This is a genomic window from Taklimakanibacter albus (assembly GCF_016595235.1).
GTDB lineage: Bacteria > Pseudomonadota > Alphaproteobacteria > Rhizobiales > Aestuariivirgaceae > Taklimakanibacter > Taklimakanibacter albus.
The window spans coordinates 25,167-49,981 of the sequence record NZ_JAENHL010000008.1 but is presented as its reverse complement, the minus strand read 5'-3'; the positions used below and the strand labels follow the sequence as shown (position 1 = coordinate 49,981).

25 protein-coding genes are annotated in these 24,815 nt (G+C 63.7%); 16 read left to right on the top strand and 9 right to left on the bottom strand.

Annotated elements, in window-relative coordinates:
* Nucleotides 1–12: 12 nt before the first annotated feature.
* Together gcvA and JHL16_RS23140 are read left to right on the top strand one after the other, a co-directional pair.
* Nucleotides 13–927: a transcriptional regulator GcvA gene (gcvA, locus tag JHL16_RS23145; protein ID WP_137858744.1), complete on the top strand. Its 915-nt coding sequence runs from the start codon at nucleotides 13–15 to the stop codon at nucleotides 925–927.
* A gap of 4 nt (nucleotides 928–931) precedes the next feature.
* A complete protein-coding gene (locus tag JHL16_RS23140; protein ID WP_200187284.1) occupies nucleotides 932–2,512 on the top strand; it encodes a trimethylamine methyltransferase family protein in 1,581 nt (526 codons plus the stop codon).
* Nucleotides 2,513–2,567: 55 nt separating this feature from the next.
* On the opposite strand, the gene JHL16_RS23135 is transcribed toward JHL16_RS23140, so the two are convergent.
* The gene (locus JHL16_RS23135; protein WP_200187283.1) at nucleotides 2,568–3,155 is read right to left on the bottom strand and encodes an NADPH-dependent FMN reductase; all 588 of its coding nucleotides are present in this window, start codon (nucleotides 3,153–3,155) and stop codon (nucleotides 2,568–2,570) included.
* A 103-nt stretch (nucleotides 3,156–3,258) separates the two neighbouring features.
* Here JHL16_RS23135 and JHL16_RS23130 point away from each other — a divergent pair, with 103 nt between their 5' ends.
* Genes JHL16_RS23130 through JHL16_RS23120 form a run of 3 tightly spaced genes read left to right on the top strand, consistent with a single transcriptional unit; the run spans nucleotide 3,259 to nucleotide 6,115 of the window.
* Nucleotides 3,259–3,654, top strand: a complete 396-nt coding sequence (locus JHL16_RS23130) for a winged helix-turn-helix transcriptional regulator (protein WP_200187282.1) — start codon at nucleotides 3,259–3,261, stop codon at nucleotides 3,652–3,654.
* The gene (locus JHL16_RS23125; RefSeq protein ID WP_200187281.1) at nucleotides 3,651–4,568 is read left to right on the top strand and encodes a pseudouridine-5'-phosphate glycosidase; all 918 of its coding nucleotides are present in this window, start codon (nucleotides 3,651–3,653) and stop codon (nucleotides 4,566–4,568) included. The genes JHL16_RS23130 and JHL16_RS23125 overlap by 4 nt, the downstream gene beginning before the upstream one ends.
* Entirely contained in the window at nucleotides 4,565–6,115 is a 1,551-nt protein-coding gene (locus tag JHL16_RS23120; RefSeq protein WP_200187280.1) for a trimethylamine methyltransferase family protein, read from the top strand. The genes JHL16_RS23125 and JHL16_RS23120 overlap by 4 nt, the downstream gene beginning before the upstream one ends.
* 142 nt (nucleotides 6,116–6,257) lie before the next feature.
* On the opposite strand, the gene JHL16_RS23115 is transcribed toward JHL16_RS23120, so the two are convergent.
* From JHL16_RS23115 to JHL16_RS23100, 4 genes are read right to left on the bottom strand one after another with little or no spacing between them, the layout of a single operon-like run.
* Nucleotides 6,258–6,971 (bottom strand): maleate cis-trans isomerase family protein, encoded by a 714-nt coding sequence (locus tag JHL16_RS23115; protein WP_348647324.1) that lies wholly within the window; start codon nucleotides 6,969–6,971, stop codon nucleotides 6,258–6,260.
* Between the two features lie 22 nt (nucleotides 6,972–6,993).
* On the bottom strand, nucleotides 6,994–7,761 hold the full coding sequence (locus JHL16_RS23110; protein WP_200187278.1) for a maleate cis-trans isomerase family protein: 768 nt from the start codon (nucleotides 7,759–7,761) through the stop codon (nucleotides 6,994–6,996).
* Nucleotides 7,761–9,014 carry an allantoate amidohydrolase gene (locus tag JHL16_RS23105; protein ID WP_200187277.1) on the bottom strand — a complete coding sequence of 418 codons (1,254 nt, stop codon included), beginning with the start codon at nucleotides 9,012–9,014 and terminating at the stop codon, nucleotides 7,761–7,763. Before JHL16_RS23105 ends, JHL16_RS23110 begins: the two co-directional genes overlap by 1 nt.
* 11 nt (nucleotides 9,015–9,025) lie before the next feature.
* Complete coding sequence (locus JHL16_RS23100; protein ID WP_200187276.1) at nucleotides 9,026–10,294, bottom strand: M24 family metallopeptidase; 1,269 nt, start codon at nucleotides 10,292–10,294, stop codon at nucleotides 9,026–9,028.
* 146 nt (nucleotides 10,295–10,440) lie between these two features.
* Between JHL16_RS23100 and JHL16_RS23095 the strand changes: the two genes are divergently transcribed.
* The 7 genes from JHL16_RS23095 (at nucleotide 10,441) to JHL16_RS23065 (ending at nucleotide 16,376) form a co-directional block, all read left to right on the top strand.
* A complete protein-coding gene (locus JHL16_RS23095; protein ID WP_200187275.1) occupies nucleotides 10,441–11,358 on the top strand; it encodes a LysR family transcriptional regulator in 918 nt (305 codons plus the stop codon).
* A 107-nt stretch (nucleotides 11,359–11,465) separates the two neighbouring features.
* The gene (ehuA, locus tag JHL16_RS23090) at nucleotides 11,466–12,260 is read left to right on the top strand and encodes an ectoine/hydroxyectoine ABC transporter ATP-binding protein EhuA (protein ID WP_200187274.1); all 795 of its coding nucleotides are present in this window, start codon (nucleotides 11,466–11,468) and stop codon (nucleotides 12,258–12,260) included.
* 25 nt (nucleotides 12,261–12,285) lie between these two features.
* Nucleotides 12,286–13,116, top strand: coding sequence for an ectoine/hydroxyectoine ABC transporter substrate-binding protein EhuB (ehuB, locus tag JHL16_RS23085; protein ID WP_246771134.1), 831 nt, complete (start codon nucleotides 12,286–12,288; stop codon nucleotides 13,114–13,116).
* Nucleotides 13,117–13,178: 62 nt separating this feature from the next.
* On the top strand, nucleotides 13,179–13,844 hold the full coding sequence (ehuC, locus tag JHL16_RS23080; RefSeq protein ID WP_137858757.1) for an ectoine/hydroxyectoine ABC transporter permease subunit EhuC: 666 nt from the start codon (nucleotides 13,179–13,181) through the stop codon (nucleotides 13,842–13,844).
* Nucleotides 13,841–14,506, top strand: coding sequence for an ectoine/hydroxyectoine ABC transporter permease subunit EhuD (gene ehuD, locus JHL16_RS23075; RefSeq protein WP_200187273.1), 666 nt, complete (start codon nucleotides 13,841–13,843; stop codon nucleotides 14,504–14,506). The genes ehuC and ehuD overlap by 4 nt, the downstream gene beginning before the upstream one ends.
* A 5-nt stretch (nucleotides 14,507–14,511) precedes the next feature.
* Nucleotides 14,512–15,582 carry an Ldh family oxidoreductase gene (locus JHL16_RS23070; protein WP_200187272.1) on the top strand — a complete coding sequence of 357 codons (1,071 nt, stop codon included), beginning with the start codon at nucleotides 14,512–14,514 and terminating at the stop codon, nucleotides 15,580–15,582.
* A gap of 2 nt (nucleotides 15,583–15,584) precedes the next feature.
* A complete protein-coding gene (locus JHL16_RS23065) occupies nucleotides 15,585–16,376 on the top strand; it encodes a 2-keto-4-pentenoate hydratase (protein ID WP_200187271.1) in 792 nt (263 codons plus the stop codon).
* Between the two features lie 56 nt (nucleotides 16,377–16,432).
* Here JHL16_RS23065 and JHL16_RS23060 read toward each other — a convergent pair whose 3' ends face one another.
* Nucleotides 16,433–16,900: an Lrp/AsnC family transcriptional regulator gene (locus JHL16_RS23060; RefSeq protein WP_137858761.1), complete on the bottom strand. Its 468-nt coding sequence runs from the start codon at nucleotides 16,898–16,900 to the stop codon at nucleotides 16,433–16,435.
* 136 nt (nucleotides 16,901–17,036) lie between these two features.
* Here JHL16_RS23060 and JHL16_RS23055 point away from each other — a divergent pair, with 136 nt between their 5' ends.
* The 3 genes from JHL16_RS23055 to JHL16_RS23045 are packed head-to-tail and all read left to right on the top strand — an operon-like array spanning nucleotide 17,037 to nucleotide 21,244.
* Nucleotides 17,037–18,515, top strand: coding sequence for an NAD-dependent succinate-semialdehyde dehydrogenase (locus tag JHL16_RS23055; protein WP_200187270.1), 1,479 nt, complete (start codon nucleotides 17,037–17,039; stop codon nucleotides 18,513–18,515).
* A 13-nt stretch (nucleotides 18,516–18,528) separates the two neighbouring features.
* On the top strand, nucleotides 18,529–19,929 hold the full coding sequence (locus JHL16_RS23050) for an aspartate aminotransferase family protein (RefSeq protein ID WP_200187269.1): 1,401 nt from the start codon (nucleotides 18,529–18,531) through the stop codon (nucleotides 19,927–19,929).
* Nucleotides 19,930–19,936: 7 nt separating this feature from the next.
* Nucleotides 19,937–21,244: an aspartate ammonia-lyase gene (locus tag JHL16_RS23045; RefSeq protein ID WP_200187268.1), complete on the top strand. Its 1,308-nt coding sequence runs from the start codon at nucleotides 19,937–19,939 to the stop codon at nucleotides 21,242–21,244.
* Here JHL16_RS23045 and JHL16_RS23040 read toward each other — a convergent pair.
* The 3 genes from JHL16_RS23040 to JHL16_RS23030 form a co-directional block, all read right to left on the bottom strand.
* Complete coding sequence (locus JHL16_RS23040; protein ID WP_200187267.1) at nucleotides 21,237–21,965, bottom strand: alpha/beta hydrolase; 729 nt, start codon at nucleotides 21,963–21,965, stop codon at nucleotides 21,237–21,239. The genes JHL16_RS23045 and JHL16_RS23040 overlap by 8 nt on opposite strands.
* A gap of 7 nt (nucleotides 21,966–21,972) precedes the next feature.
* Nucleotides 21,973–22,800, bottom strand: a complete 828-nt coding sequence (locus tag JHL16_RS23035; protein WP_200187266.1) for a helix-turn-helix domain-containing protein — start codon at nucleotides 22,798–22,800, stop codon at nucleotides 21,973–21,975.
* A 126-nt stretch (nucleotides 22,801–22,926) separates the two neighbouring features.
* Nucleotides 22,927–23,727 carry a phytanoyl-CoA dioxygenase family protein gene (locus JHL16_RS23030; protein WP_200187265.1) on the bottom strand — a complete coding sequence of 267 codons (801 nt, stop codon included), beginning with the start codon at nucleotides 23,725–23,727 and terminating at the stop codon, nucleotides 22,927–22,929.
* Nucleotides 23,728–23,822: 95 nt separating this feature from the next.
* Here JHL16_RS23030 and JHL16_RS23025 point away from each other — a divergent pair, with 95 nt between their 5' ends.
* Nucleotides 23,823–24,710: a LysR substrate-binding domain-containing protein gene (locus JHL16_RS23025; RefSeq protein WP_200187264.1), complete on the top strand. Its 888-nt coding sequence runs from the start codon at nucleotides 23,823–23,825 to the stop codon at nucleotides 24,708–24,710.
* The last annotated feature ends 105 nt before the right edge of the window (nucleotides 24,711–24,815 follow it).

Sequence of the window (24,815 nt, the reverse complement as noted above, 5' to 3'; positions counted from 1 at the left end):
TGGTGAACTCACTTGCCCCGCCGCGATCTTCCCCCCTTGCGTGCATTGACCGCTTTCGAGGCCGCTGCCCGGCTCGGTTCCTTCCGGCTGGCCGCCGGCGAGCTCGGCATCACCCGCTCCGCCGTGAGCCACCAGGTCAAGGCGCTGGAGCAGCAATTGGGCCTGCAGCTCTTCAAACGCGATGCCCGCCGCGCCGAGCTCACCGCCGCCGGGCATGCCTATTTTCCCCCGGTGCGCGATGCCTTCGACCAGATCGAGACGCAGACGCGCAATCTCCGCCCGGCTGTCGCCGACAATGAGCTGACCATCCAGGTTTACGTTACCGTAGCGCTCAAATGGCTTATTCCGCGGCTGCATGATTTCGAGCGTCGTTATCCCGATATGAAGGTCAGGCTCTCGACCGCGTATTTCGACTGGGAGTTCGACGAGAGCAATGTCGACTGCGGCATCGTGCTGGCGCGCAACAAGTCGCCCAGCCACAATTACCGGCCGCTTTTCCGTTCGCTGCTGACGCCGGTCTGCTCGCCCGATCTGCTGAAAGGCCCGAATGCGCTGAAAAGCCCGTCCGACCTCAAGAAGCACAAGCTGCTTTATGTCTACACCGCCGAGGAGGACTGGCGGCTGTGGCTCGAAGGGGCGGGGGTGAAAAATATCGAACTCTCCGATCGCCTCGCTTTCGATAGTTATATATTGGCGCAGGAGGCGGCCATCGACGGGCGCGGCCTCGCTATGACCATCGGCCCCTTCGCCACCGATGAGATCCGCATGGGCAGGCTCGTCCAGCCATTCCCGCTCCTCGTGCCGCACCGCCATCGCTGGCAGTTCGCCTGCAAGCCCGAGGACAAGCTCAAGCCCAAGATCAAACGTTTCGAGGACTGGCTGCTGAAGCAGGTCGCCGCCGATCCCAATCTCGCCGCTTACCGGTAGACCCATGACCGAACAACCGACATCCGAGACATCGATCGAAACCGCCGGCCATCACCGCCGCCGCCGCGAAGGCCGCCGCGGCGGAGATGCCACCCCGCAGGCGCGCGGCATCGCGCAATTGCCGCGCCGCAAGGTGAAGCGGCTTTTCCCGGCGATGGAGATCATCTCCGCCGACGAGGTCGAGTCCATCCACCAGGCCTCTCTCACCGTTCTCGAAGAGATCGGCATGGACTTCATGCTGCCTGAGGCCCGCGAGCTTCTCGCCAAGGCCGGGGCGAAGATCGAGGGCGAGCGGGTGCGCTTCGACCGCGCCATGATCGAGGAGTTGATCACCACGGCGCCGCAGGATTTCACCTTCCATGCCCGCAATCCGGCGAACAGCTTCAAGGTCGGCGGGCCGATGATGACCTTCGGCACCGTCGGCAGTCCGCCCAACAGCGCCGATATCGACAATGGCCGGCGCACCGGAAACCACGCCGACTACAAGAACTTCCTGAAGCTCGCGCAGTATTTCAATTGCATCGGCTTCATCTCGGGCTATCCGGTGGAGCCGATCGACCTGCATGCCTCGATCCGTCATCTTGAGGCCCTGCGCGACATGGCGGTGCTGACCGACAAGCCCTTCCATGCCTATTCGCTGGGCGAGGAGCGCATCCGCGACGGCATCGAGATCGCCCGCATTGCGCGCGGCATTACGCCTGAGCAGCTCACTCGCGAGCCGTCGCTCTTCACCATCATCAACACCAACTCGCCCCTGAAGCTCGACGCGCCGATGCTGCGCGGCATCATGGAAATGTCGGCCTTGAACCAGATCGTCTGCGTGACGCCTTTCACGCTGGCGGGCGCCATGGCGCCGGTCACGGTCGCGGGCGCCATCGTCGAGCAGAATGCCGAGGCGTTGGCCGGCATGGCCTTCACCCAGCTGGTGCGCAAGGGTTCGCCTTTCATCTATGGTGGCTTCACCTCGAATGTCGACATGAAGTCGGGGGCGCCGGCTTTCGGCACGCCCGAATATATGAAGGCCTGTATCGTCGGCGGCCAGATGGCGCGCCGTTACAAGGTGCCGTATCGCACGTCGAATACCTGCGCGGCCAATGCGGTCGACGCCCAGGCCGCTTATGAAAGCGTCTTCTCGCTGTGGGGCGTCACCATGGGCGGCGGCAATCTCATCATGCATGGCGCCGGCTGGCTCGAAGGCGGGCTGGTCGCCAGCTTCGAGAAATTCGTGCTCGATTGCGACCTGATCCAGATGGTGATGGAATTCCTCCAGCCTTTGGCGACGGACACTGATGCGCTCGGCATCGAGGCCATGCGCGAAGTCGGGCCGGGCGGCCATTTCTTCGGCGCCGCCCATACGCTGGCGCGTTACGAGACCGCCTTCTACGCGCCGATGATTTCCGACTGGCGCAACAATCAGCAATGGCTCGCCGCCGGCAAGCCGGAAGCCTGGCAGAAGGCTAACCAGGTCTACAAGCAGGCGCTCGTCGAATATAAGGAGCCCGCCATGGATCCTGCGATCCGCGCCGAGCTCGATGAGTTCGTGGAACGCCGCAAGCGTGAAGGCGGCGCCCCGACGGATTTTTGAGCGCATCGGCCCGAAAAGTTGCAGACTTTTCGGAAAAGCCGATGCGTAGAAAAGACTACGCCGCGGCGCGCGCGGTTTTCGTGGCTTTCGCCCACCAGGCGAGCTCGTCGAGCATCGTTTTGGCGGAGGGGCCGATCGCTTCCTCGATGGCCGAGATCGGTTGATTGCCGGCCATCGGGTGGATTTTGTAGAAGTCGGAGCCGCCGATATGCACACCGGACCGGGTTGGCACCATCTGCAATTCGACATTGATAAGGCGCAGATGCTCGACGGCACGCGCCCCGCCGACACTGCCATAGCCGACATAGGCGGCGGGCTTGCGGCCCCATTCCTTATAGGCCTGGTCGAGGGCGTTTTTGAGCGCGCCGGTGACCGAGCGGTTATATTCCGCGACGACAAAGATGAAGCCGTCGAATCCGCCGATCTTCTCCTGCCAGGCGACCGCCTTGGGATCCTTGCTGGGCATCCACAGATTGGACGCCGCTTCGTTGAAGAAGGGCAGGTCGAAATCCTTGAGGTCGACCAGCTCGACCTCGAGGTCGGGATGCTGCCGGGCGACGGTGTAGATCCATTCCGCCGGTTTCGTGGCGAAGCGGGTCTCCCGCGTCGACCCGATGATGACGGCGATCCTGACTTTGGACATGAGAGTCTTCTCCAACTTTGTCTCTATCGATTGAGCGGTGGACAATCGAGCCGTTGGAGCTATCTTTCAAGTAGGATGGATTTTCTTGTATAGTATGGAAAAAATGACTGAGGAACTTTGCAAGGAACATGCGAAGCTGACCGAGCCGCCGCCCGAGATCGAGGCGACGCTCGCTGTGCTCAGCGGCAAATGGAAGATTCTCATTCTCTGGCAGCTGATGCGCCGCGAATGCCGCTTCAATGAATTGCGCCGGGCCATCAAGGGTGTCAGCCAGCATATGCTCACCACTCAACTGCGCGACCTCGAGAGGCACGGGATCATCACCCGCACCATCTTCCCGGAAGTGCCGCCGCGCGTCGAATATGCGTTGAGCGAGCATGGCGAAAGCCTGAAGAACGTCATCCGCACGCTCGCCACCTGGGGCCATACCCATCTGAGGCGCCAGCAGGCGGCGACGTCTCGTCCCGTAACCCGCGGCAGAAAGGTCGCCGCCGGATGAATCAGTTTCTCAACATCGCTCCGCAAGTTGCTGAAGCGATTCAGGAAAAGCGCCCCGTGGTGGCGCTCGAATCGACCATCATCGCGCATGGCATGGCCTTCCCGCAGAATGCCGAAACGGCTTTCGCGGTGGAGAAGATCATCCGAGATGAGGGCGCGGTGCCGGCGACCATCGCGGTGAGAGCGGGCAAGCTGAAGGTCGGCCTCTCCGAGACCGAGATCGAGACCTTGGCGCGTAACGGGCCTTCCATTGCCAAGCTCTCGACACGGGATCTGCCGCATGCGGTGGCGCTAGAGCGCGACGGGGCGACGACGGTCGCCTCCACCATGCGCATCGCGGCCCTGGCCGGCATCCATGTCTTCGCCACCGGCGGCATCGGCGGCGTGCACAGGGGGGCGGCTGAGACCTTCGACATCTCAGCCGATCTGGGCGAGATGGCACTGAGCAATGTCGCCGTCGTCACCGCCGGCGCCAAGGCCATTCTCGATCTCGCATTGACGATCGAGAAGCTCGAGACGCTCGGCGTGCCGGTGGTGGGCTACGGCACCGACGACTTCCCGGCGTTCTATTCGCGCCACAGCGGCCTTAAATGCCCGATGCGCGTCGATCGGCCGGAGGACATGGCAAGGCTGATGAAGGCCAAATGGGGCTTGGGGCTTGCCGGGGGCGTCGTCGTCGCCAATCCGATCCCCGCTGAATTTGAGATCCCGGCGGCCGAGATCACGCCGCTCGTCGAAAAGGCGGTCGCCGAGGCGCGCGACCAGAAGATCGAGGGCAGGGCGGTGACGCCGTTCCTGTTGTCGAGGCTCGCCCGCGCCACCGCCGGCCGCTCGCTCGCCGCCAATATCGAGCTCGTCAAGAACAACGCTGCTGTCGCTGCCCGGATCGCCAAAGCTTATTGGGAGTTGCCATGACGCTCATCGACAATGAAGCCCGGCATCATTCACGCGGCCGCGGCCGCAGGCCCGATGCCAAGAACCAGAAGATTGGGCAGCTGCCTTTCGCTCAGCCGCAATTGACGCTGGAACCTTCGCGCATCATCTCCGACGACCAGATCGAGACTATCCATCAGCGCGCCCTCGACGTGCTGGAAGAGATCGGCATGGATGTGCTCAACAAGGAGGCGATCTCGCTCTATGCCAAGGCTGGCGCCAAGGTTGATGGCGACCGCGTCCGCATCGGCCGCGACATCGTCGAGGAAGCGCTGAAGACGCCGCCGTCCGAATTCACCTTCCATGCCCGCAACCCGGCGCACAATATTCAGATCGGCGGCAAATGGATCGCTTTCGCGCCGGTGGGCGGTCCGCCCAACTGCTCCGACACCGACCGGGGCCGGCGGCCCGGCACGCTCGAGGACAATGCCAATTTCATCCGCCTGTCGCAGTTCTTCAATTGCATCCATACCGCGGGCGGCGGCTCGGTCGATGCGCTCGATGTGCATGCCTCGGTGCGCCATCTCCATATCATGCGCAACAAGGTCAGGCTCTCCGACAAGATCCTCTATACGATCTCGACCGGCCGCGCCCGCCTCTTCGACGGTATGGAGATTGCCCGCATGGCGCGGGGTCTGACGCCGGAACAGTTCCTGAAGGAGCCGTCCTGCTACACGGTCATCAATACCAATTCGCCCCTGAAGCTCGACGATCCGATGGGTATGGGCATTATCGAGATGGCGCGGCACAATCAGGTGGTGGTCTGCACGCCGTTCACGCTGGCCGGCGCCATGGCGCCGGTGACGATCGCCGGCGCCATCGTCGAGCAGAATGCCGAGGCGCTGGCGGGGCTCACTCTCTCGCAGCTCGCCAATCCCGGGGCGCCCTTCGTCTATGGCGGCTTTACCTCCAATGTCGACATGAAGTCCGGCGCGCCGGCTTTTGGAACGCCCGAATATATGAAGGCCTGCATCATGGGCGGGCAAATGGCGCGCCGCTACAAGCTGCCTTATCGCACCTCGAACACCAATGCCGCCAATATGGTCGATGCGCAGGCGGCCTATGAAAGCGTCTTCTCGCTCTGGGGCGCCATCATGGGCGGCGGCAATCTGATCCAGCATGCGGCCGGCTGGCTGGAAGGCGGTCTCGTCGCGTCCTATGAGAAATTCGCGCTCGATGCCGATCTCCTGCAGATGGTGATGGAATTCCTGAAGCCTCTCGATTTCTCCGAGGATGCGCTGGGCCTCGACGCCATGCGTGAAGTGGGGCCCGGCGGCCATTTCTTCGGCGCCGAACATACGCAGCGGCGTTATCTGTCGGCCTTCTACGCGCCGATCATTTCCGACTGGCGCAATTTCGCCCAGTGGGAAGCCTCGGGCAGCCCGCAGGCCTGGCAGAAAGCCAATGAAGTGTGGAAACGTGCGCTCGCCGAATATCAGCAGCCGCCGCTCGATCCGGCTATCGCCGAGGAGATCGACCTCTTCGTCGCCAGGCGCGAGAAGGAAGGCGGTGAGAAGACGGATTTCTGACTCCCCAACACCCCTCATGCTGAGGTGGCCGCAAAGCGGCCCTCGAAGCATCCATCAGGATAAACCGAGAAGCTGAAGCATACCCTTCGAGGCTCGCTGCGCTCGCACCTCAGGGTGAGGGGCCAGTGACGGGGCCTTTGGTTTAGATGAACAGCCGGCCGTGATCGGCAAGTGTTATCGAGGCTTCGGCCAGGCGAAGACCTTCCCAGATCGATACTTGGTTGGCCGCCAGCACTGGGAGACCGAAGGTCGCCTCGGCACGCCTGACCAGCTCGAAGCCCGGCATGGCCGTATCGGGGATCAGCACGCCATCGGTGCTGGATAGATCCATGTCCGCGAGTGTGGCCATCACCTTCTCTATGCTGAATGCCGCCGCATCGGGTCCGGCCGGCGCATCGAGCCAGGTGATTGGCCCAATCTCGAAACCAAACTCGCTAAGAAAATTGGCAAAGGCCTGCGCCGCAGGCTCGGAATAGGTCGCAAGCAAGGCGAGCCGTTGCAGCCCGAGATGCCGGGCGGCATGAACGAAGGCGAGCGAGGTGCTGCTCGCCGGGCATCCGAGCGTGGCGGCAATCGCCGCGGCCTGCTTTTCGGCATGCGCGCGCCCGTCGATGAAGCTGCCGCTGGTGCACGCCCACAAGGCGGCATCGGGCGAGAGCGGCTTGAGCCCGATCGCGGCCCGGGTGAGGTTGTCGAGGGCGCCGGTGCGCTGGAGATGCTCCGGATCGTGATCGCTGCCCTCGCCGAAGATGCGCACGCCCGTCAGATAGGTGCGTACGCGATGATCGAGACGTTCCTCGAAATGGTAATATTCATATTCCGCACCGCCGAGCGGATAGAGAAATCCGAGCTTCACGATATCCAAAGGCGATCCTCCCTCAATGTTCAGACAGCAACCTGCCATGGCCGGTGATTTTCCGGGTGTTCCCGGCAATGCGCAGGCAATGCCAGGCAAGCGCCTGGTTGCTGGTGATGACCGGGATCCTGATTTCGTCCTCGAGCCGCTGAATGAGCGGCGACGTGCGAAGGCCCGTGCAGGAGATGAACAGCGCTTCGCTGTCGGGCGCCTGTGCCAGGCAGGCGCGCGCCGCCTTGATGAGGCAGTCGGCCGAAACGCGGTTCATGTCGAGATCGCCGGCGAGCGCGAACGTCAGGCGCGCTGCTATCGAGAGTCCATGCTCCTCAAAGAAATTCGCCACAAGATCGGCGGTGGCGGGCCGGTAGGGCGTGAGTAGGGCGATCCTGCTGGTGCCGAGCTTGCGTAGAGCCGCAAGGCCCGCCTCGATCGGCGTGCTGACCGGAATTCCAGGTCGCGCGGCGGAAATTGTCGCATGCACCTTGTCGAGCCCGATGGCGACCGTGCCCGAGGTGCAGCTGAAGGCGATCGCATCGAGCGGTGATCCAGGGAGCAGGGTCCTGGCGGCGAAGCCCAGATGCTCGCCCATGGCGGCGAGCGATTGCGGCGTCACATCGGCTGACATGGGCACGCGGGTCGAGAAGACGCCGATACCAGGCACGTCTTTCAGGAACTGCTCGAAGTCCCACACACCGGCCCGGTCCTCGGCGAGCGCGATCACGCCGATCGACAGAATGGCGCCGATGCCGTCGTCATAAGCGGCCGGAAAGAGAGGCCAGGAGTGATCCATTACCGGCTGCCTCCATTCGAACGCGCCAGAAGCCGCCGCACCGTCTCGAACAGCACATTGGTTCCGGTGACCAGGGACTTGGGCTCGCTATATTCATCCGGATGATGGCTGACGCCGCCGCGGCTTGCCACGAAGATCATGCCGGACGGCACCAGGGATGCGAAATTCGACGCATCGTGGCTGGCGCCCGACGGCATGACCATGAATTTATGGTCGAGATCGATGCAGATCTGGCCGATGAGATCGATCATGTCGGGCGCCATGACGCTCGGCACGTCGCCGCTCAAATAGCGCTTTTCGAGCCTCACCGTATGGCGGGCGGCGGCGCTGTCGAAGGCGCTGTCGACACCATTGCGGATCTGCCGCATGTCCTGGATCCTGATGGCGCGGATCTCGCTCAGGATTCGGGCGTGGCCCGGAACGACATTGCTGGCGCCGGGCTTGATCTCGATATCGCCGAAGGTGATGCGCGCCTCCGGAACGGCCCTGAGATCGAGATCGTCGAAGGCATGCACGATCGCCTCGGCGGCGGCGCGGCCCGCGTCGCGGCGCTCGCCCATGGGCGTGGTGCCGGCATGGCGTGCCTGGCCGTGCAGGACATATTCGGAGACATCGATGCCGATGATGGAATCGACGATGCCGACATCGAGCCCGCGGGATTCGAGCACCGGTCCCTGTTCGATATGGAGCTCGAGATAATTGCTCATCGACTGCCGCGTGCGCTCGGCCTGATGGAGCTTCCGGATGTCGAAACCGGCCGTGGCCATCGCATCAGCGAGCCGGTCGCCCTTGCGGCCATGCGCTGTGTCGACTTCGGTCTCGGTCAGCGTGCCGGTCATGGCGCGCGAGCCGAGCATGCTGAGATAGGCGCCTTCTTCGTCCGAAAAGGCGATGACCTCGACGGCGCGGTCGAGATTGGCGCCGGATTCCGAGAGGCTGCGCAGGCATTCGAGCCCGGCGATGACGCCGAGGCTGCCGTCGAGCGGGCCGCCGCCCGGCACTGTGTCGATGTGTGAGCCGATGAGAATGGCGCTGCCGTCATCGGGGCCGAGCCGGCCGATGACATTGCCGGCTGCGTCGATGCGGGCGCCGAGACTTGCTTCGCGCATCCGCTCGGCGAGCCAGCGTGAGGCCTCTGAACAGGCCGGCGAGAAGGCCGGCCTGTCGATGCCGCCCTCCGGCCGGGCGCCGAAGGACGAGAGGTGGTTGAGATCGTCGAGCAGGCGCTCGCCATTGATATGCCACGAGCGCACGGTCGTCCGCCTCAGTTGTTGATGACGATGTCGCGCGGCAGCTTCGAGAGCCGTTCGCAGCCATCCTTGGTGATGACGATGGTTTCCGAGAAGCCGATGCCGAATTCACGGTATTTGAGGCAGAGCGGCGGCATGTGGAAGGTCATGCCGGCCTGCAATACGCGCGGCTCGTTCTGCTGCAGCGAGATGATCTCGCCCTCACCCCAATCCGGCGCATAGTTGAGGCCGATGCTGTAGCCGAGGCGGTTGCGATGATACTCGCCGAAGCCCGCTTTGGTGGTGACGGCGCGCGCCGCCGTGTCGGCGTCATGCGAGGTGACACCCGGCTTGATGAAGGCGAGCGCCGCCTCGACCGCGCCGATACAGGCCTCTGCCGCGCGGCGCCATTCGTCCTTGGGTTTGCCGACGAAGATGGTGCGCATGAGGGCGGCCGCGTAACGCCGCTGCGACGCCGAGATCTCGAAATACATGAGATCGTCCTTGGCCAGCACATTGGTGCCGCCGGTCTGATGCGGCAGGCAGCTGCGGTCGCCCGCCAGAACGAAGGGCGGCAGGCCCATATATTCACCACCCGCCTCGAAGATCGTCTGGTTGACGACGGCGTTGATGTGATCGCCGCTGGCGCCCGGCCGCGAGGCCGCATAGCCCGCCAGCATCGCCTTGTCGACGATCGCCGCCGAGCGGCGCATCACGGCCACTTCCTCGGCCGACTTGATCATGCGGGCATTCCACAGGATCGGTGTCGCATCGACGAAGGTATTGCCGGAAAGCTCGCGCGTGAACGTCTCGTGCTCGTCGACCGTGTAGAAGAAGGATTGCTTCTCGACGCCGATGCGCTTGCCTGAGCCGAGACCCAGCTGGCGCAGCACGTTGACGGTGACGCTCGGCGGGTGATTCCAGTCATAGACCTTGGTGAGGCGCGTCGACCAGGCGAATTCCGGTGAGTTGATCCATTCGAAATCGCGCACCAGGAAGACCGGCTCGCCGGTGCGGGGCACCACGATGCAGTGATAGCGGTAGTAACCGGGCGTCTCATAACCGCTGAAATAGGTGATGTTCTCGGGGCCGCGGATGAGCACGGCGTCGAGGCCTTCCTTGGCCATCGCCGTCTGGATGACGTCGTAGCGGCGGACATATTCTTCCGGCGAGAAGGCCAGCCGGTCATGCAGCAGCATCGGCAGTTCTTCGCCCGATGCGGTCTTGCGCGTCGACTTTTGGAATGTGACGTGTGTCGTGTGCTTCGCCACGTCCAGAATTTCGTGATCTTTTTCTAAGGCCATCCTTACCTCCTCGATGTTCCTCTGGCCCTCCGGTCCGATAGCGGGCCGGGGCGGCGGGAGAGTAGGTGACCGCCATTTCGAGAAAAATTCGATCTTCCTCAATCTGACTTATTGATTTATCAAAGCGAGAAAACGAGGAGGCTGCTATGCGCCGCGTAATGGATATCGATCTAAGGCTGCTCCGTGTCTTCGTCGCGGTGGCGGAAGCGGGCGGCTACAGCGGCGCGCAGACGACGCTCAATATCGGCTCATCGACCATCAGCCTGCATATGTCGGACCTCGAGGAGCGCATCGGCTTCCGGCTCTGTGACCGCGGCCGTCATGGTTTTCGCCTCACTGAGCGCGGCCGGCTTGCTTATGAGGAGATCAAGCGCGTCCTCACCACGCTCGACGACTTCACCGGCCGCATGGCGGGCCTGCGCAAGCGGCTCGCCGGCAAGTTGCTGCTCGGGATGGTCGATTGCCTCTCGACTCACCCCAACTTCCCGCTCACCGCCGTCATCCGCCGCTTCAACGAGATGGACAATGACGTGCAGATCGAGCTCACCGTGGCGCCGCGCATGGAGCTTGAACGCGCCGTATTGGCGGGCCATCTCCATGCGGCGATCGTGCCTTATCTGCGCCCCATCAACGGGCTCGCCTTCCGCCCGGTCTTCCGCGAGCGCCATGAGCTTTATTGCGGGCAAGGCCATCCGCTCTTTGAGGCGGGTGCAACGCCGATCTCGCGCGCCGAGATCGTCGATTATGACTTCGTGGTGCGCGCCTATAACGAGCAGTTCGATTTGAGCCGCTTCGCCCGGGCGCGCACGCCCGCCACCGTCTCTTCCATGGAAGCGATGCTCGTCCTGCTCCTGACCGGCGGCTATCTGGGGTTGCTGCCCGACCATTACGCGCAGGACTGGGTTGCGCGCGGCCTCCTCAAACGCGTCTATTCCGACGAGTTCGGCTATGACTCGCCCCATATGCTGATCACGGCGACCGCTGCCAAAGCTCCCGTGGCCGTCTCGACCTTCATCTCTCTCATCGACGCCCATGTGGCGGAGGTTCCGACCGCCAGTGGCTGATTCCGGTTCTCATTTTGATAAATCGAAATATGAGAATTGAGTATTCCGGATTTTTTCAAGCTTAGCATCCGTGGGAACGTCCCGGCCGCAATGGGGAGGTGACGTGAATGTCTGACCGGCAATTGGCCGTCGAGTTTCGCGGCGTGTCGAAGCTTTACGGCGCCCTGGCCGTTCTGAAGGAGCTGAGCCTGAGCGTGCCGCAGGGCGAGAAGATCGCGCTGATCGGGCCGAGCGGGTCGGGCAAGACCACCGTACTGCGCATCCTCATGACGCTCGAGACCATCCAGGCGGGCACCGTCTGGGTGAAGGGCGAGCCCCTGTGGCACATGCCGAAGGGTGACGGTCTGGCGCCGGCCACCGAAACGCATCTCCACGCCATGCGCCGCCATATCGGCATGGTGTTCCAGCACTTCAATCTCTTCCCCCATATGACGGTGCAGGAGAATGTCGCGCGTCCGCCGCAGATCGTCCTCGGCGTTACGAGCGGCGAGGCCGAGCAGCGCGCCCAGGATCTTCTGCGTCTCGTCGGTCTCGCTCAAAAGGGCGCGAGCTACCCGGCGCAGTTGTCGGGCGGCCAGAAGCAGCGTGTCGCCATTGCCCGCGCTCTCGCCATGCAGCCCGCCATCATGCTGTTCGACGAGCCGACCTCGGCGCTCGACCCGGAGCTGGTCGAGGAGGTCCTGGCCGTCCTGCGCGACATCGCCCTCGAGGGCAAGACCACCATGCTGCTCGTCACCCATGAGATGAGCTTCGCACGTGAGATTTCGGATCGAATTCTATTCCTGGATGGCGGCGCCATCGTCGAGGAGGGGCCTCCCGACCAGATCTTTTCCGATCCGAAAGAGGAACGCACGCGGCTGTTCCTCAAGAAGATCATCGCCGCCGGCCATCGCATCGACTGAAGAAACAACAAAGGAGGAGACTGACATGAAGAGATTTATGATTGCGGCCATGGCCGCGGCAACGCTGTGGGCGGGAGCCGCTCATGCCCAGACGGCGCTCGAGAAACTGCAGCAGGACGGCACGGTGAAGATCGGCCTGGCGCAGGAGCCGCCCTATACGATGTTCTCGGCCTCGGGCGAGCCGACCGGTGCCGCCGTCGATGTGGCGCGCGCCGTCTTCGCCAAGCTCAAGGTGAACAAGGTGACGGCCGACGTCGTCGACTGGGCCGCCTTGATCCCGGGGCTCCAGGCGCGGCGCTTCGATATCGTCTCGACCGGCCTCATCATCCGGCCGCAACGCTGCACCGCGGTGCGTTTCTCGCAGCCCGATCTCTGCACGGCGGAAGGATTCGCGGTGAAGAAGGGCAATCCGTCCGCGCTCAACACCTATGAGGACCTGGTCAAGACCGACGTCAAGATCGCGGTCTGCGGCGGTTGCGCCGAAGAGAAGCGGGCGATCGAGGTCGGCGTGCCGCGCGACCGTCTCATCGTCGCCACCGACGCCTTCAACGCCATCGCCATGCTGCAGGCGGGCCGTGTCGATGTCGTCGCCTGGCCCGACCTCACTCTGGCCGACACGATCAAGAAGGTCGGCGACACCAATCTCGAAGTCGTGGCCCCGATCGCCGGCGAGCCGGTGAGTTGTGCCGCGACCGCCTTCAACTATGAGGAGAAGGAGCTGCGCGACGCTTATGACGTGGCGCTGGCCGAGATCAAGGCGAGCGGCGAATTCGCCAAGATCGTCGAGCCCTATGGCTTCAATGTCGAGCTCGCCACCAAGCACACGCGCGACGAGCTGTGCCAGGGCGCCAATTGATCTGAGGGCGGGCGGCCCGGCGTGAGCCGTGTCGCCGCCACTCCTCTTTTCGGGATTGGATCATGAGCCAGTTCTCCGACTACGCCTGGATGATCCTCGACGGTACCTGGGTGACGGTGAAGATCACCGTTGTCGCCTCCGTCGTGGCGGTGATCGTGGCGCTTCTCACGGGTGTCGCCCGCACGTCCAAATTCTTCTGGATACGCCTCGGGCCGACGCTGTTCGTCGAGCTGTTCCGCGGCACCTCCTGTTATGTCCAGCTGTTCTGGGCCTTTTTCGCGTTGCCCTTCATCGGCATCAGCCTGACGCCCTTCGTCGCCTCCGTGCTGGTGCTCGGCGCCAATGTCGGCAGCTACGGCTCGGAAGTGGTGCGCGGCGCCATTGCCGGCGTGCCGCGTGGCCAGACCGAAGCGTCCGTCGCCTTGAATTTCACCAAGCTCCAGCGCTTCCGCCATGTGGTCTTCCCGCAGGCGCTGGTGGCAATGCTGCCGCCCGCCGGCAATCTGTTCATCGATCTTCTGAAGCTCACACCCTTGACCTCGCTTATCACCATGTCCGACCTGACATATAACGCCATGGCGGTGCGCCAGCAGACCGGCAGCACCTTCATCGCGCTGGCGACGATCCTGGTCGGCTATTTCCTCATGTCGTCGGCGATCGCCTGGGCGATCGGCCGGATCGAGCGGCGCGCCTCGCGCGGCCTCGAAACGGGACCGAGGGCGGCATGATCTGGGATTGGGACTTCGCGCTGCGCATCATTCCCGACATCCTGCGCGGCCTCGGCACCACCGTCATCGCCACCTTCTTCGGCTCGCTGCTGGCGCTTGCCGTCGGCCTGGTGATCGCGCTCGCCAATCGTTCGGATGTCACGGCGGTGCGCCGCTCCTCGCGCGGTTTCGCCGAATTCATCCGGCGCACGCCGCTTCTGGTACAGCTCTATTTCATCTACTTCGTGCTGCCTCAGGCGGGCGTCGTCCTGCCGCCTCTGTTGTGCGGCGTCATCGCGCTCGGCCTCCATACCGGCGCCTATCTGTCGGAAGTCTATCGTGCCGGCATTGACGGCGTGCCGCGCGGCCAATGGGAAGCGGCGCGGGCTCTCAATTATCAGCAGGGGCAGACCTGGCTCAAAATCATCCTGCCGCAAGCCATCCCGCCGATGATTCCGGCGATCGGCAATTACATCATCCTGATGTTCAAGGATTCGGCGCTGCTGTCGATCATCGCGGTGCCGGAGCTGATGAGCATGAGCCGCAATATCGGCAATGACAGCTATCGTTATCTTGAACCGCTGACCATCGCCGCCATCCTCTATCTGCTATTGAGCGGCATCGCCGTCCTGCTTCTGCGGATCATCGAAAGCCGCTCCGGCATGGCGAGACTCACGGGGTGAAGAAAGTGCCTGAACCAAAGATCCTCATCGCGGCGCCCGCGCTGCACGACTTTATGATCCGGCTGATGGTGGCGGCCGGCATGTCGGAGCCGAATGCCAGGGCGGCGGCCGATGTCCATATCGATGCCGAATTGCGCGGCGTCGGCATCCAGGGCTTCGACTATCTGCCTTACACGCTGGCGAGCCTCGAGCGCGGCCTGATCGATGGCAAGGCTGAGCCGCGGCTCACCCGTCGTACACAGGCGACGGCGCTCATCGACGGCGGCGGGGGACCGGGGCAGGCCGCCGCCATCAAGGGCGCCGATCTCGCCATCGAGATCGCCGGCACGGCCGGCACCGCCACGGTGGCGATCCGCAACTCGACCGACATCTTCATGCTGGCCTTCTATGCCGAGCGCATCGCCAAAGCGGGCAAGGTCGGCATCGTCGTCACTTCCGGTCCGCCGCTCGTCCATCCACCGGGCGGCATGGAGAAATTGCTCAGCACCAATCCGCTGGCCTTCGCATTTCCGCGTGCCGGCGCCGAGCCTTTTGTTTTCGACATGGCGACCAGCGCGCTGGCGAGCTCGCGCGTGCGCCAGGCCGCCTATGACGGAACGCCTTTGCCGGAGGGCTCCGGCATCGGGCCGGACGGCCTGCCGACGACGGAAGCGGCCTTGGTGCGCAAAGGCGCCATCAGCCCGCTCGCCGGCCATAAGGGCTTTGGCCTCGCTCTGTGCGTCGGGCTTCTCTGCGGTCCTTTGACCGACAGCGGCATCGGTCCTGAGCTTGCCGGCTGGCAGGGCGCTTCGGGCGAGACCAAGACCCAGGGCCATCTTCTGATGGCGATCGATCCCGCGTCCTTCAGCGATGCGGAAACCTTCGCCGAACGGACCGGCTGGTATCTCGATCTCATCAAGACCTCGCGCAAGGCGCCGGGTTCGGACGCGATCCGCATTCCGGGCGAGCGTGCCGCGGCCGAGCGTGTGGAATGTCAGCAAACAGGCGTCGAGATCCTTGCCGCCACCTGGCGCAATGTAAAACCTTTCGCCGCGAAGCTCGGCGTCGCGACGCCGCGCGCTTTCCAGGAGAATTGACAATGACGAGCTTGAGCCCGGCGGCGATCGATCAGGCCGCGTCTCTCTTCGCGAAAGCGCGCCTTGAGCGCGGCATCGTCGATGGCCTGCCGCCGGATCTCGCGCCGGCCACCATCACCGAGGCCTACGCGATCCAGGCGAAGCTGGCGGAAAAACTTGGCTGGGCGGTCGGCGGCTGGTTCTGCGGCTGCACCAATCGTGCGATCCAGGAACAGCTGGGCCTTGCCGAGCCTTATTGCGCGCCGCTCTTCCGCCATCTCATCTATCGCGCGCCCGCCGTGCTCGACAGCAAGGATTTCGCGCCGATCGTGCTCGAATGTGAGTTCTCCTTCATTCTGGCACGTGATCTGCCGGCGCGGCCTCTGCCTTATGAGCTGGGCGATGTGCAGGCTGCCATCGCCACGCTGCATCCCTCCATCGAAGTGGTCGCCGGCACGCTCAAGAACTGGCGGCAGCAGCCGCCTTTCACCATCATCGCCGATAATGGCGTCGATGGCGCCTTGGTGCTGGGCGAAGGGAAATCCGATTGGCGCAACCATGATCTGGCGCGCGTGCCCGTCGAGCTCATCGTCGACGGCGATCCGGTGCAGAAGGGTTATGGCGCCAATGTGCTCGGCAATCCGCTCAACGCGCTCCTCTGGCTCGCCAACGAGCAGCGCAAGCGTGGCAATGGGTTGCAAGCCGGCGATGTCTACAACACCGGCACCGCGACCTTGATGCAACCGATGAAAGCCGGCCAGCACGCGGTGGCGTCCTTCGGGCCGCTGGGCACGGTCGAGTTACGGCTCGTTTAAATCCCCCAACCCCTCACGCTGAGGTGCCCGCCGAAAGCGGGCGAGGGGCATACGTTCTAAGCTTCGATCGGCAGGGCGAAGCTCGCTTTCACGCGGTCCATCACCACCAGCGTCTTGAAGCCCTTGATGTCATGATTCTCGTAGAAGAAGCGGCGGGTGAATTGCTCATAATCCTCCATGCTCTTGGCGGTGATGAGCAGCACGAAATCGGCATCGCCGGTGACATAGAAGCCGATCATCACTTCCGCCGTGGCGCGGATCGACGCCTTGAAGCGGTCGACGATATCGACCCGCTCGCGTTCGAGCGACACCAGCACCAGCATGGAGATCGGCCGTCCGACCGCCTTGGGCGAGACGACCGAGACATCCGCCTCGATGACACCCTCGCTGCGCAGGCGCTTGAGCCGGCGCTGGCAGGCGGTGGGCGACAGGCCGACGCGCTCACCCAGCTCCTCGGAGGTGATACGGTTATTGGCCTGCACGGCCTCAAGAATGGCCATATCGATGCGGTCGAGCTCAGTCATGCACTTTTCCTGCGTAGCCAGATCGAATTTTGCACGTTCGCAAAACTAGCGGCGTTCCAAACGCAGTCAATCACCGAGTTGAGACGTTTAGTTTGAGCCACGCCAAAACAACGGACTTTTGGGGAGAAATCTGAACATGAAGGGCCTTGCCGCCACTGCCTTGAGCCGCCTCAAACGGGCGGATCTGCTGCAGAAGAAAGCTTTTGTCGCCGGCGAATGGCTGGCGGGGCAGGGAACCCTGCCGGTGATCGATCCCGCGACGGGCGAGCGTCTTGTGGATGTCGCCAATTGCCCCGTCGAGACCGTCGATCACGCGGTCAAGGCGGCGGCCGCCGCCTTCCCGGCCTGGCGCGACCTGACGCCGGTGGCACGCGGCACGAGGCTGCGCGCCTGGGCCGCCCTGATGCGCGCCCATGACGAGGATCTCGCCATCCTCATGACCGCCGAGCAGGGCAAGCCTTATAAGGAATCGCTCGGCGAGATCGCTTATGCCGCCGCCTTCTTCGACTGGTTCGCCGCCGAAGGCGAACGCTCCTATGGCGAGACCATTCCGAGCCATCTCCCCGGCAGCCGCCTGAGCGTCCATATGCAGCCGATCGGCGTCACCGCGGCGATCACGCCCTGGAATTTCCCCAGCGCCATGATCACCCGCAAGGCCGGCGCCGCGCTGGCGGCAGGCTGTGTAATAGTGGTGAAGCCCGCGCCCGAAACGCCGCTCTCGGCCTTGGCCTTGGCGAAGCTCGCTGAAGAGGCGGGCATCCCCAAAGGCGTGTTCCAGGTGGTGACCGGTGAGGCCGCACCTTTGGCGCGTCGTCTGCTCGAGCACACCGAGGTCCGCGCCTTCTCCTTCACCGGCTCGACCGAGGTCGGGCGTCTGCTGCTGGCGCAGTCGGCGCAGACCGTGAAGAAGGCTTCGCTGGAACTCGGCGGCCATGCGCCTTTCCTTCTCTTCGACGATGCGCAATTCGATCTCGCGGTGCCGGGCTGCATGGGTGCCAAATTCGCGACCTCGGGCCAGGACTGTCTCGCCGCCAACCGCATCTATGTGCAGCGGGGCATCTATGATCGCTTCGTTACCGCGTTCGGTGAGGCCACGGCGCGCCTGAAGGTGGGCCATGGCCTGGAAACCGGTGTCGATATCGGCCCGATGACGCGGCCGTCAGTGGCGGAGAAATGCCGCCAGCAGATCGCCCAGGCGCTGTCGGCCGGTGCCCGTCTCGTCGCCGGCGGACAGGACAGCCCGCTCGGAGGTAATTTCGTGACGCCGACGGTGCTCGCCGACGTGACCGACGACATGCTGATCGCGCGCGAGGAGACCTTCGGCCCGGTCGCCGCCATTCTGCCTTTCGACCACGAAGATGAAGTGGTGCGCCGCGCCAATGCCAGCGAGATGGGCCTCGCGGCCTATGTCTATACGAGCGACGTGGCGCGCGCGATGCGCGTCAGCGACCGGCTCGAATATGGCATGGTCGGCGTCAACACCCCGAAATTCACCGGCGCGCCGATACCTTTCGGCGGCTGGAAGCAATCCGGCCTCGGCCGCGAAGGCTCGCGCCACGGCCTCGCTGAATATCTCGAATCCAAATATGTCTGCTTCGGCAATCTCGCCGCCTGATCAGGAGAACATCATGACCATCAATGTAAAGGAAATCAGCGCGCTCGATCGGGCCAGCGTCCTGCATCCCTTCACCCAGCTCAAGGACTTCGCCAGCGGCAAGGCCGGCGATCCGACCATCGTCGAGACCGGCAAGGGCATCCGCATCAAGGACGCGACGGGACGCGAATATATCGACGGTTTCGCCGGGCTCTATTGCGTGAATATCGGCTATGGCCGCACCGAAGTGGCGGAAGCCATTTCGCGCCAGGCCTATCGCCTCGCTTATTATCATTCCTATGCCGCGCATACGACCGATGAGCTGGCGACTTTATCGGCACGCCTCGTCAAGATGGCGCCCGGCAAGATGAGCAAGATCTTCTATGGCATGTCGGGCTCGGATGCGAATGAGACGCAGGCCAAGCTGGTCTGGTATTACAACAATCTTCGCGGCAAGCCGAACAAGAAGAAGATCATCTCACGCCAGCGTGGCTATCATGGCTGCAGCGTCGTCTCGGGCTCGATGACCGGCATGTCCTTCTATCACGATCACATGGACCTGCCGCTGCCCGGCATCATCCATACCGGCGTGCCGCATCATTATTGGGGCGCCGAGCCGGGCGAGACCGAGCGTGACTTCTCGGCGCGCCGCGCGCGTGAGCTCGACGAGCTCATCCAGCGCGAGGGACCCGACACGGTCGGCGCCTTCATCGGCGAGCCGGTGCTCGGCACTGGCGGCATCACGCCGCCGCCCGAAGGCTACTGGGCGGCGATCCAGGAGGTGCTCAAGAAGCACGACGTGCTGCTGATCGCCGATGAGGTCATCACCGGTTTCGGCCGCTTGGGCTCCATGTTCGGCTCGCATCATTACGGTATCGAGCCTGATCTCATCACCATCGCCAAGGGGCTGACTTCCGCTTATTTCCCGCTCTCCGGCGCCATTGTCGGTGAGAGGGTTTACAGCGTGATCGAGGAAGCCGCCGACCGCGTCGGCAGCTTCTCGCATGGCTTCACCTATTCCGGCCATCCGATCGGCGCCGCCGCCGCCAATGCGGTGCTCGACATCGTCGAGAAGGAGGACCTGCCCGGCAAGGCCAGGGAAGTCGGTGGTCACTTCCAGCAGTGCCTCAAGGCGGCTTTCGCGCAATTGCCGATTGTCGGCGAGGTGCGGGGCGTTGGCATGCTCGGCGCTGTCGAATTCGTGGCGGATCGCGAGAAGAAGACGCGTTTCGATGCCGGCTTGAAGGTCGGCGCCCGCATCTCCAAAGCGGCGCGTGATCGGGGCCTCATTGCCCGCGCCATGCCGCATGGCGACATTCTGGGCTTCGCGCCGCCGCTCATCACCACCAAGGGGGAGGTCGACGAGATCGTCGGCATCGCCGAAGCCGCGGTGCGCCAGGTGATGGACGAGCTCGCCCGCGAGGGAGCGGTCTGACACGATCATGAGTGAAGCCTTCCGTGCCGAGCGGGACTCGCTCGGCCTGGTGATGGTCCCGCGCGAGCGCCTTTATGGCGCTCAGACGGCGCGGGCCGTCGCCAATTTCCCGATCTCCGGGGTGTCGATCGCGACGCTGCCGCATCTCCTGACCGCGTTGGCGGAAGTGAAGATCGCGGCCGCGCTCGCCAATCGCGACGAGGGATCGCTGGCGCCCGAAAAGGCCGACGCGATCATCGCGGTCTGCCGCGAGATCGTTGCCGGTCATCACCGTGAGGAATTCGTCGTCGACGTCTTCCAGGGTGGAGCGGGCACCTCGACCAATATGAACATGAATGAGGTCGTCGCCAATCTGGCGAGTCTCAGGCTCGGCGGTCCTGTCGGCGCCGACCGTCTTGTTCATCCCAATGACGAGGTCAACCGCTCGCAATCGACCAACGACGCCTATGCGACCGCGGCGCGTCTGTCGATGGTGCGGGCAAGCCGCGATGTGCAGGGCGCTTTGCGCGAGCTGGTCGAGGCCTTGCGCCGCAAGGCCGAGGAATTCGCCGCGATCCCGAAGCTCGGGCGCACGCAGCTCCAGGATGCGGTCGGCATGACGCTCGGCCAGGAATTCGGCGCCTTCGCCACCACGATGGGCGAGGATGTGAGCCGGCTCGCCGAAGCGGAAAATCTGTTCCTCGAGATCAATCTCGGCGGTACCGCCATCGGCTCAGGGGTAGCGGCCGGCGCCGTCTATCGCGAGCGTGTGCTCGAGCATCTGCGTGAAGTGAGCGGGCTCGCCGTGGTCCCGGCGAGTGATCTCTTCGAAGCGAGCTGGGACATGGGCGCCTTCATGCTCCAGTCCGGCCTGTTGAAGCGCACGGCGGCGAAGCTGTCGAAGATAGCCAATGACCTGCGGCTTCTGTCGAGCGGTCCTTATGGCGGTTTCGGCGAGATCCGCCTTCCGGCCTTGCAGCCGGGCTCGTCGCTGATGCCGGGCAAGGTCAATCCGGTGGCGGCCGAAGCGCTGAACCAGGTCTGCTTCCATGTCTATGGCCTCGACACCACCATCGGCATGGCGGCGGAAGCCGGTCAGTTGCAGCTCAACGCCATGGAGCCGGTCATCGTCTACAGCCTGCATCAGGCGATGGGACTGCTGAGCACGGCTGTGCCGACCTTCATCCGCACCTGTGTGAACGACATCCGTTCCGACGCAGAACGCTGCCAGAGTAATCTCGCGGGGAGCAGCGCCTTCGCCACCGAGCTGGTGACCAGCATTGGTTATGAAGCGGCGGCGAAGCTTGTGATGGAGCGTCGCCCGGCCGCTACTTGAACTTGGCAAGGAACGCGTCGACCGCCTGCCAGTATTCCTCCGCCTTGCCTTGCGGCTGGAGCAGCGCGCTCGAGCCATGAACGCCTATGCCTTGCGGGATGAATTGTGTTTTGTCCGGCGCGGCGACAGCTTCGAGGATGAGCTTGGCGATGACTTTTTCCCTGTCGCCGCGGGACGTGATGAAGACCGGCACCATGACGCTTTTGGCGGCTTCGCGCACCGACGGCTTGCCATCGAAATATTCGCCGGGTGAGAAGGCGAGGACGCCAGACACATCCTTGTGGTTCGACGCCAGAATAATGGCGAGCGAGGCCGAATAGCTCGAGCCCCAGGCGATGATCTTCGATTGCGGATGTTTCGCGCGCGCCCAGGCGAGCGCCGCTTCGAGATCAGGCATGGCGTCGGTATAGACCCAGAAGCCCTTGGCCTCCTTGGCCGTCCGGTTGTCCACGCCGCCATAATTGCCGCCCGAGCGCTGGTCGATCGCCAGCACCGAGAAACCGCGTTCGACAAGGCGCGGCGCGATCTCGCGATATTCGAGGCGGTTGAAGTCGGCCTGATGGAAAGCGAGGATGACCGGCCGCGTCGCATCCGTTCCGGCATAGTAGTCACCATAGACGGTGATGCCGTCGGCGGTTTTGAACGCGACCGGTTCCTGCGCCCTCGACGCGGAGACGCCGAGGAGAAGCAAGCCGAGTAAAGCGAGAAGAGGGCGTCTCATCGAAATCTCAGCTGTCGAGTGGAACGACCGGGATGAAGAGTGACCATTTGCGATTACCGCGCGGTACCAGCGCCGGATCATTGTGGAAGAGGCGGATGATCGGGCCGTCGGTCCGGCAAAGTCCGCGCGCTGGCAGTGTGTGATCGACGAGCTTCCGGTAGCCGGCATGGGAGTCGAGGAGCAGACCGCGCCGGCGCCACTGGACATGCAGGCCGCCGGCGATGTGGATGACCGGCAGCTTCGTTTCGCGCAAGCCCGCCTCCGGCATCAGCAGCAGCATCTGGCAGCCATAGGGTTTGTCGAGCTCGGGGAAGGGATAGTCGGTACTGAGCGAGGCCGCATGCGAGCCATGGCGTCGCATCAGCGGTCGCGCCAGGCCGAGCAGATGACCGAAGCCGTCAGTGAGGTCGAGATGCGTGCCTTTGAAGTCGAGTGCGATGGCGCGCCTTTCCTTCAGTGTCACGATCTCTGGCGGTAGGTCAGCCGGATCGAGCCTGATCTCGCCCGGCTCGATGCTGCTCGGCGTGCGGTCGAACAAGGCGCGGAAGGCGCGCGCAAAGGCCTGCGAGCTTTCGAAACAGGCTTCCTGCGCCGCCTCGGTGACCGAGACGCCGGTGGCGAGCCGCCGGCGGGCGCGTTCGAGCCTGAGGCGCCGCACCATCGACAGCGGCGTCTCGTGGGTCAGCTCTTGGAAGACGCGCAGGAAATGATAGGGCGAGAAACAGGCGATATCGGCAAGCCGCCTGATGTCCATCTCGTCGTCGAGATGCCAGTCGACATGGCTGACGGCGCGCCCGATGCGCCGGCGATGGTTGGTAAAGGTGGCTGCACGCAACGGACCGCTCCTCCCGTCCCGATTATGCCACGGAACGGGGGGAGGGATGTGACCGAAATTGCGAATCGGCCGCATCGGCCCGAAAAGTTGCCGACTTTTCGGATCAGCCGATGCGCCAAAAAGAGCTTACTGGTTCCAGATGACCGGGAACCAGTCCTCGCGCAGGCGCTGGCCGTGTTTCATGTCATGGCCCGGATAGGGAGGCGAGGTACGGCCCGGCCGGGTGACGTAACGAGCGTCATCGCCCACCCAGCGCATCGAGAATGCACGGCGTCGCCTATCCGAGTTGTTTCCACGCGCGCCATGCACGGTCTTGTAGTGGAAGGCGACCGCGTCGCCCGGTTCCATCTGCCATTCGACCACATTGTATTTGCCGGGCTCGGCATCGGGATCGGGCACCGGGATATAATCGTGTTCGCCGGCATAGAAATTCTGCTCCGACAGCCAGCGCACCGGCAATACCATCTTCGGCCATTTATGCGAGCCCGCGATGCAGCGCAGTGCGGCTTCCTTCACCGGCTCGACCGGCACCCAGAAGCTTATCGTCTGCTCTCCGTCGACGAAATAATACGGCGCGTCCTGGTGCCAGGGCGTCGGCTTGGAGGTGCCCGGCTCCTTGACCAGCACATGGTCATGGAAGATCTGTGCCGATTTCGACCGCATCAGCTCGGCGGCGGCCTGGGCGGCGGGCGACTTGCGGATGAGCTCGGTGAATTCCGGGATGCGCTCCCAATTGCAATAGTCGTCGAAGAAGCGGCCGCCTTCGCCGGGCTTGAGGTTCTCAGCGGCATATTGGCTGGGCTCGCGCATATTGCGCTCGATGCCTTCGCTGATCACCGGTACCCAATCCTTGAACAGCCCCTTGATGCAGACGACGCCGTCGCGCTGGTAATCGGCGATCTGCTCGGCGCTCACATATTTGCTCATCGGTTCCTCCTGATCTCGTCGGGGAGGACTTTGCAGGACGACAAACATCAAGTAAAATAATGATTGATAATATGAAACATAAAGAAATCCTATCTGTGACTCTGAAGCAGCTGCGTTACGCGGTGGCGGCGGCCGATGCCCGCAATGTCACGGCGGCGGCGGAGACGCTTCATGTCTCGCAGCCCTCGATCTCGGTCGCCATCGCCCAGATCGAGGCGCATTACGGGCGCAAGCTGTTCGTCAGGCGCAAGGGCGAGGGCGTCGAGCTCACCTCCTTCGGCGCGAGCTTCGTCCGCCAGGCGCGTTATGTGCTCGACCAGGCGGTGGGCTTGAGCCGCCTCGGCAGTACCGCGGAGGCGGTCTCCGGCGCGGCGATGCTCGGCTGCTTCACCGATCTGGCGCCCTATTATGTACCGCGTCTACTGGGCGAATTCCGCAAGGCCATGCCGGCGATCACGGTCGACTTCCGCGACGCGGGCTTCGATGAGCTGGCGAGCCAGCTCGGCAAGGGATCGATCGACCTGGCGCTGACCTATGATCTGGGTCTCGGCCCCGACATCAAACGCGAGACGCTGATCGAGCTCCGGCCCTATGCGATGCTGCCGGCCAATCACGCCTTGGCGCGCCGCGCCAGTGTGGCCCTCGCCGATCTCGCAAAATTCCCGCTGATCCTCACCGACCAGGCCTTGAGCTGGCAGCATATAGTGGCCTTGTTCAACGCCGAGGGGATTGAGGTCGATGTGGCGGCGCGTGCCTCGTCTTTCGAGCTGCAGCGCGGCATGGTGGCGAACGGCCTCGGCGTGGCGGTCGCCTATACGCGGCCCAAGGCGGATCAGAGTTATGACGGCCGGAAGCTCACGGCGCTGCCGATTTCCGACACGCTGCCGGCCCAGCGCATATTGCTCGCCTGGGCGAAAGCGCCGGAGCTGACACCCGCCGCTTCCGCGCTGCGTGACTTCATCAAGTCCCGTTTTGCCGATTAGCGCGCATCCCGGCGAAGTGGACTCACTTCGCCGAAAAGGATTCGCGCCAAATCAATATCCTGGAGCAAACCCTTATCGCCAAAGTCTTCAACTTTGGCGGGATTT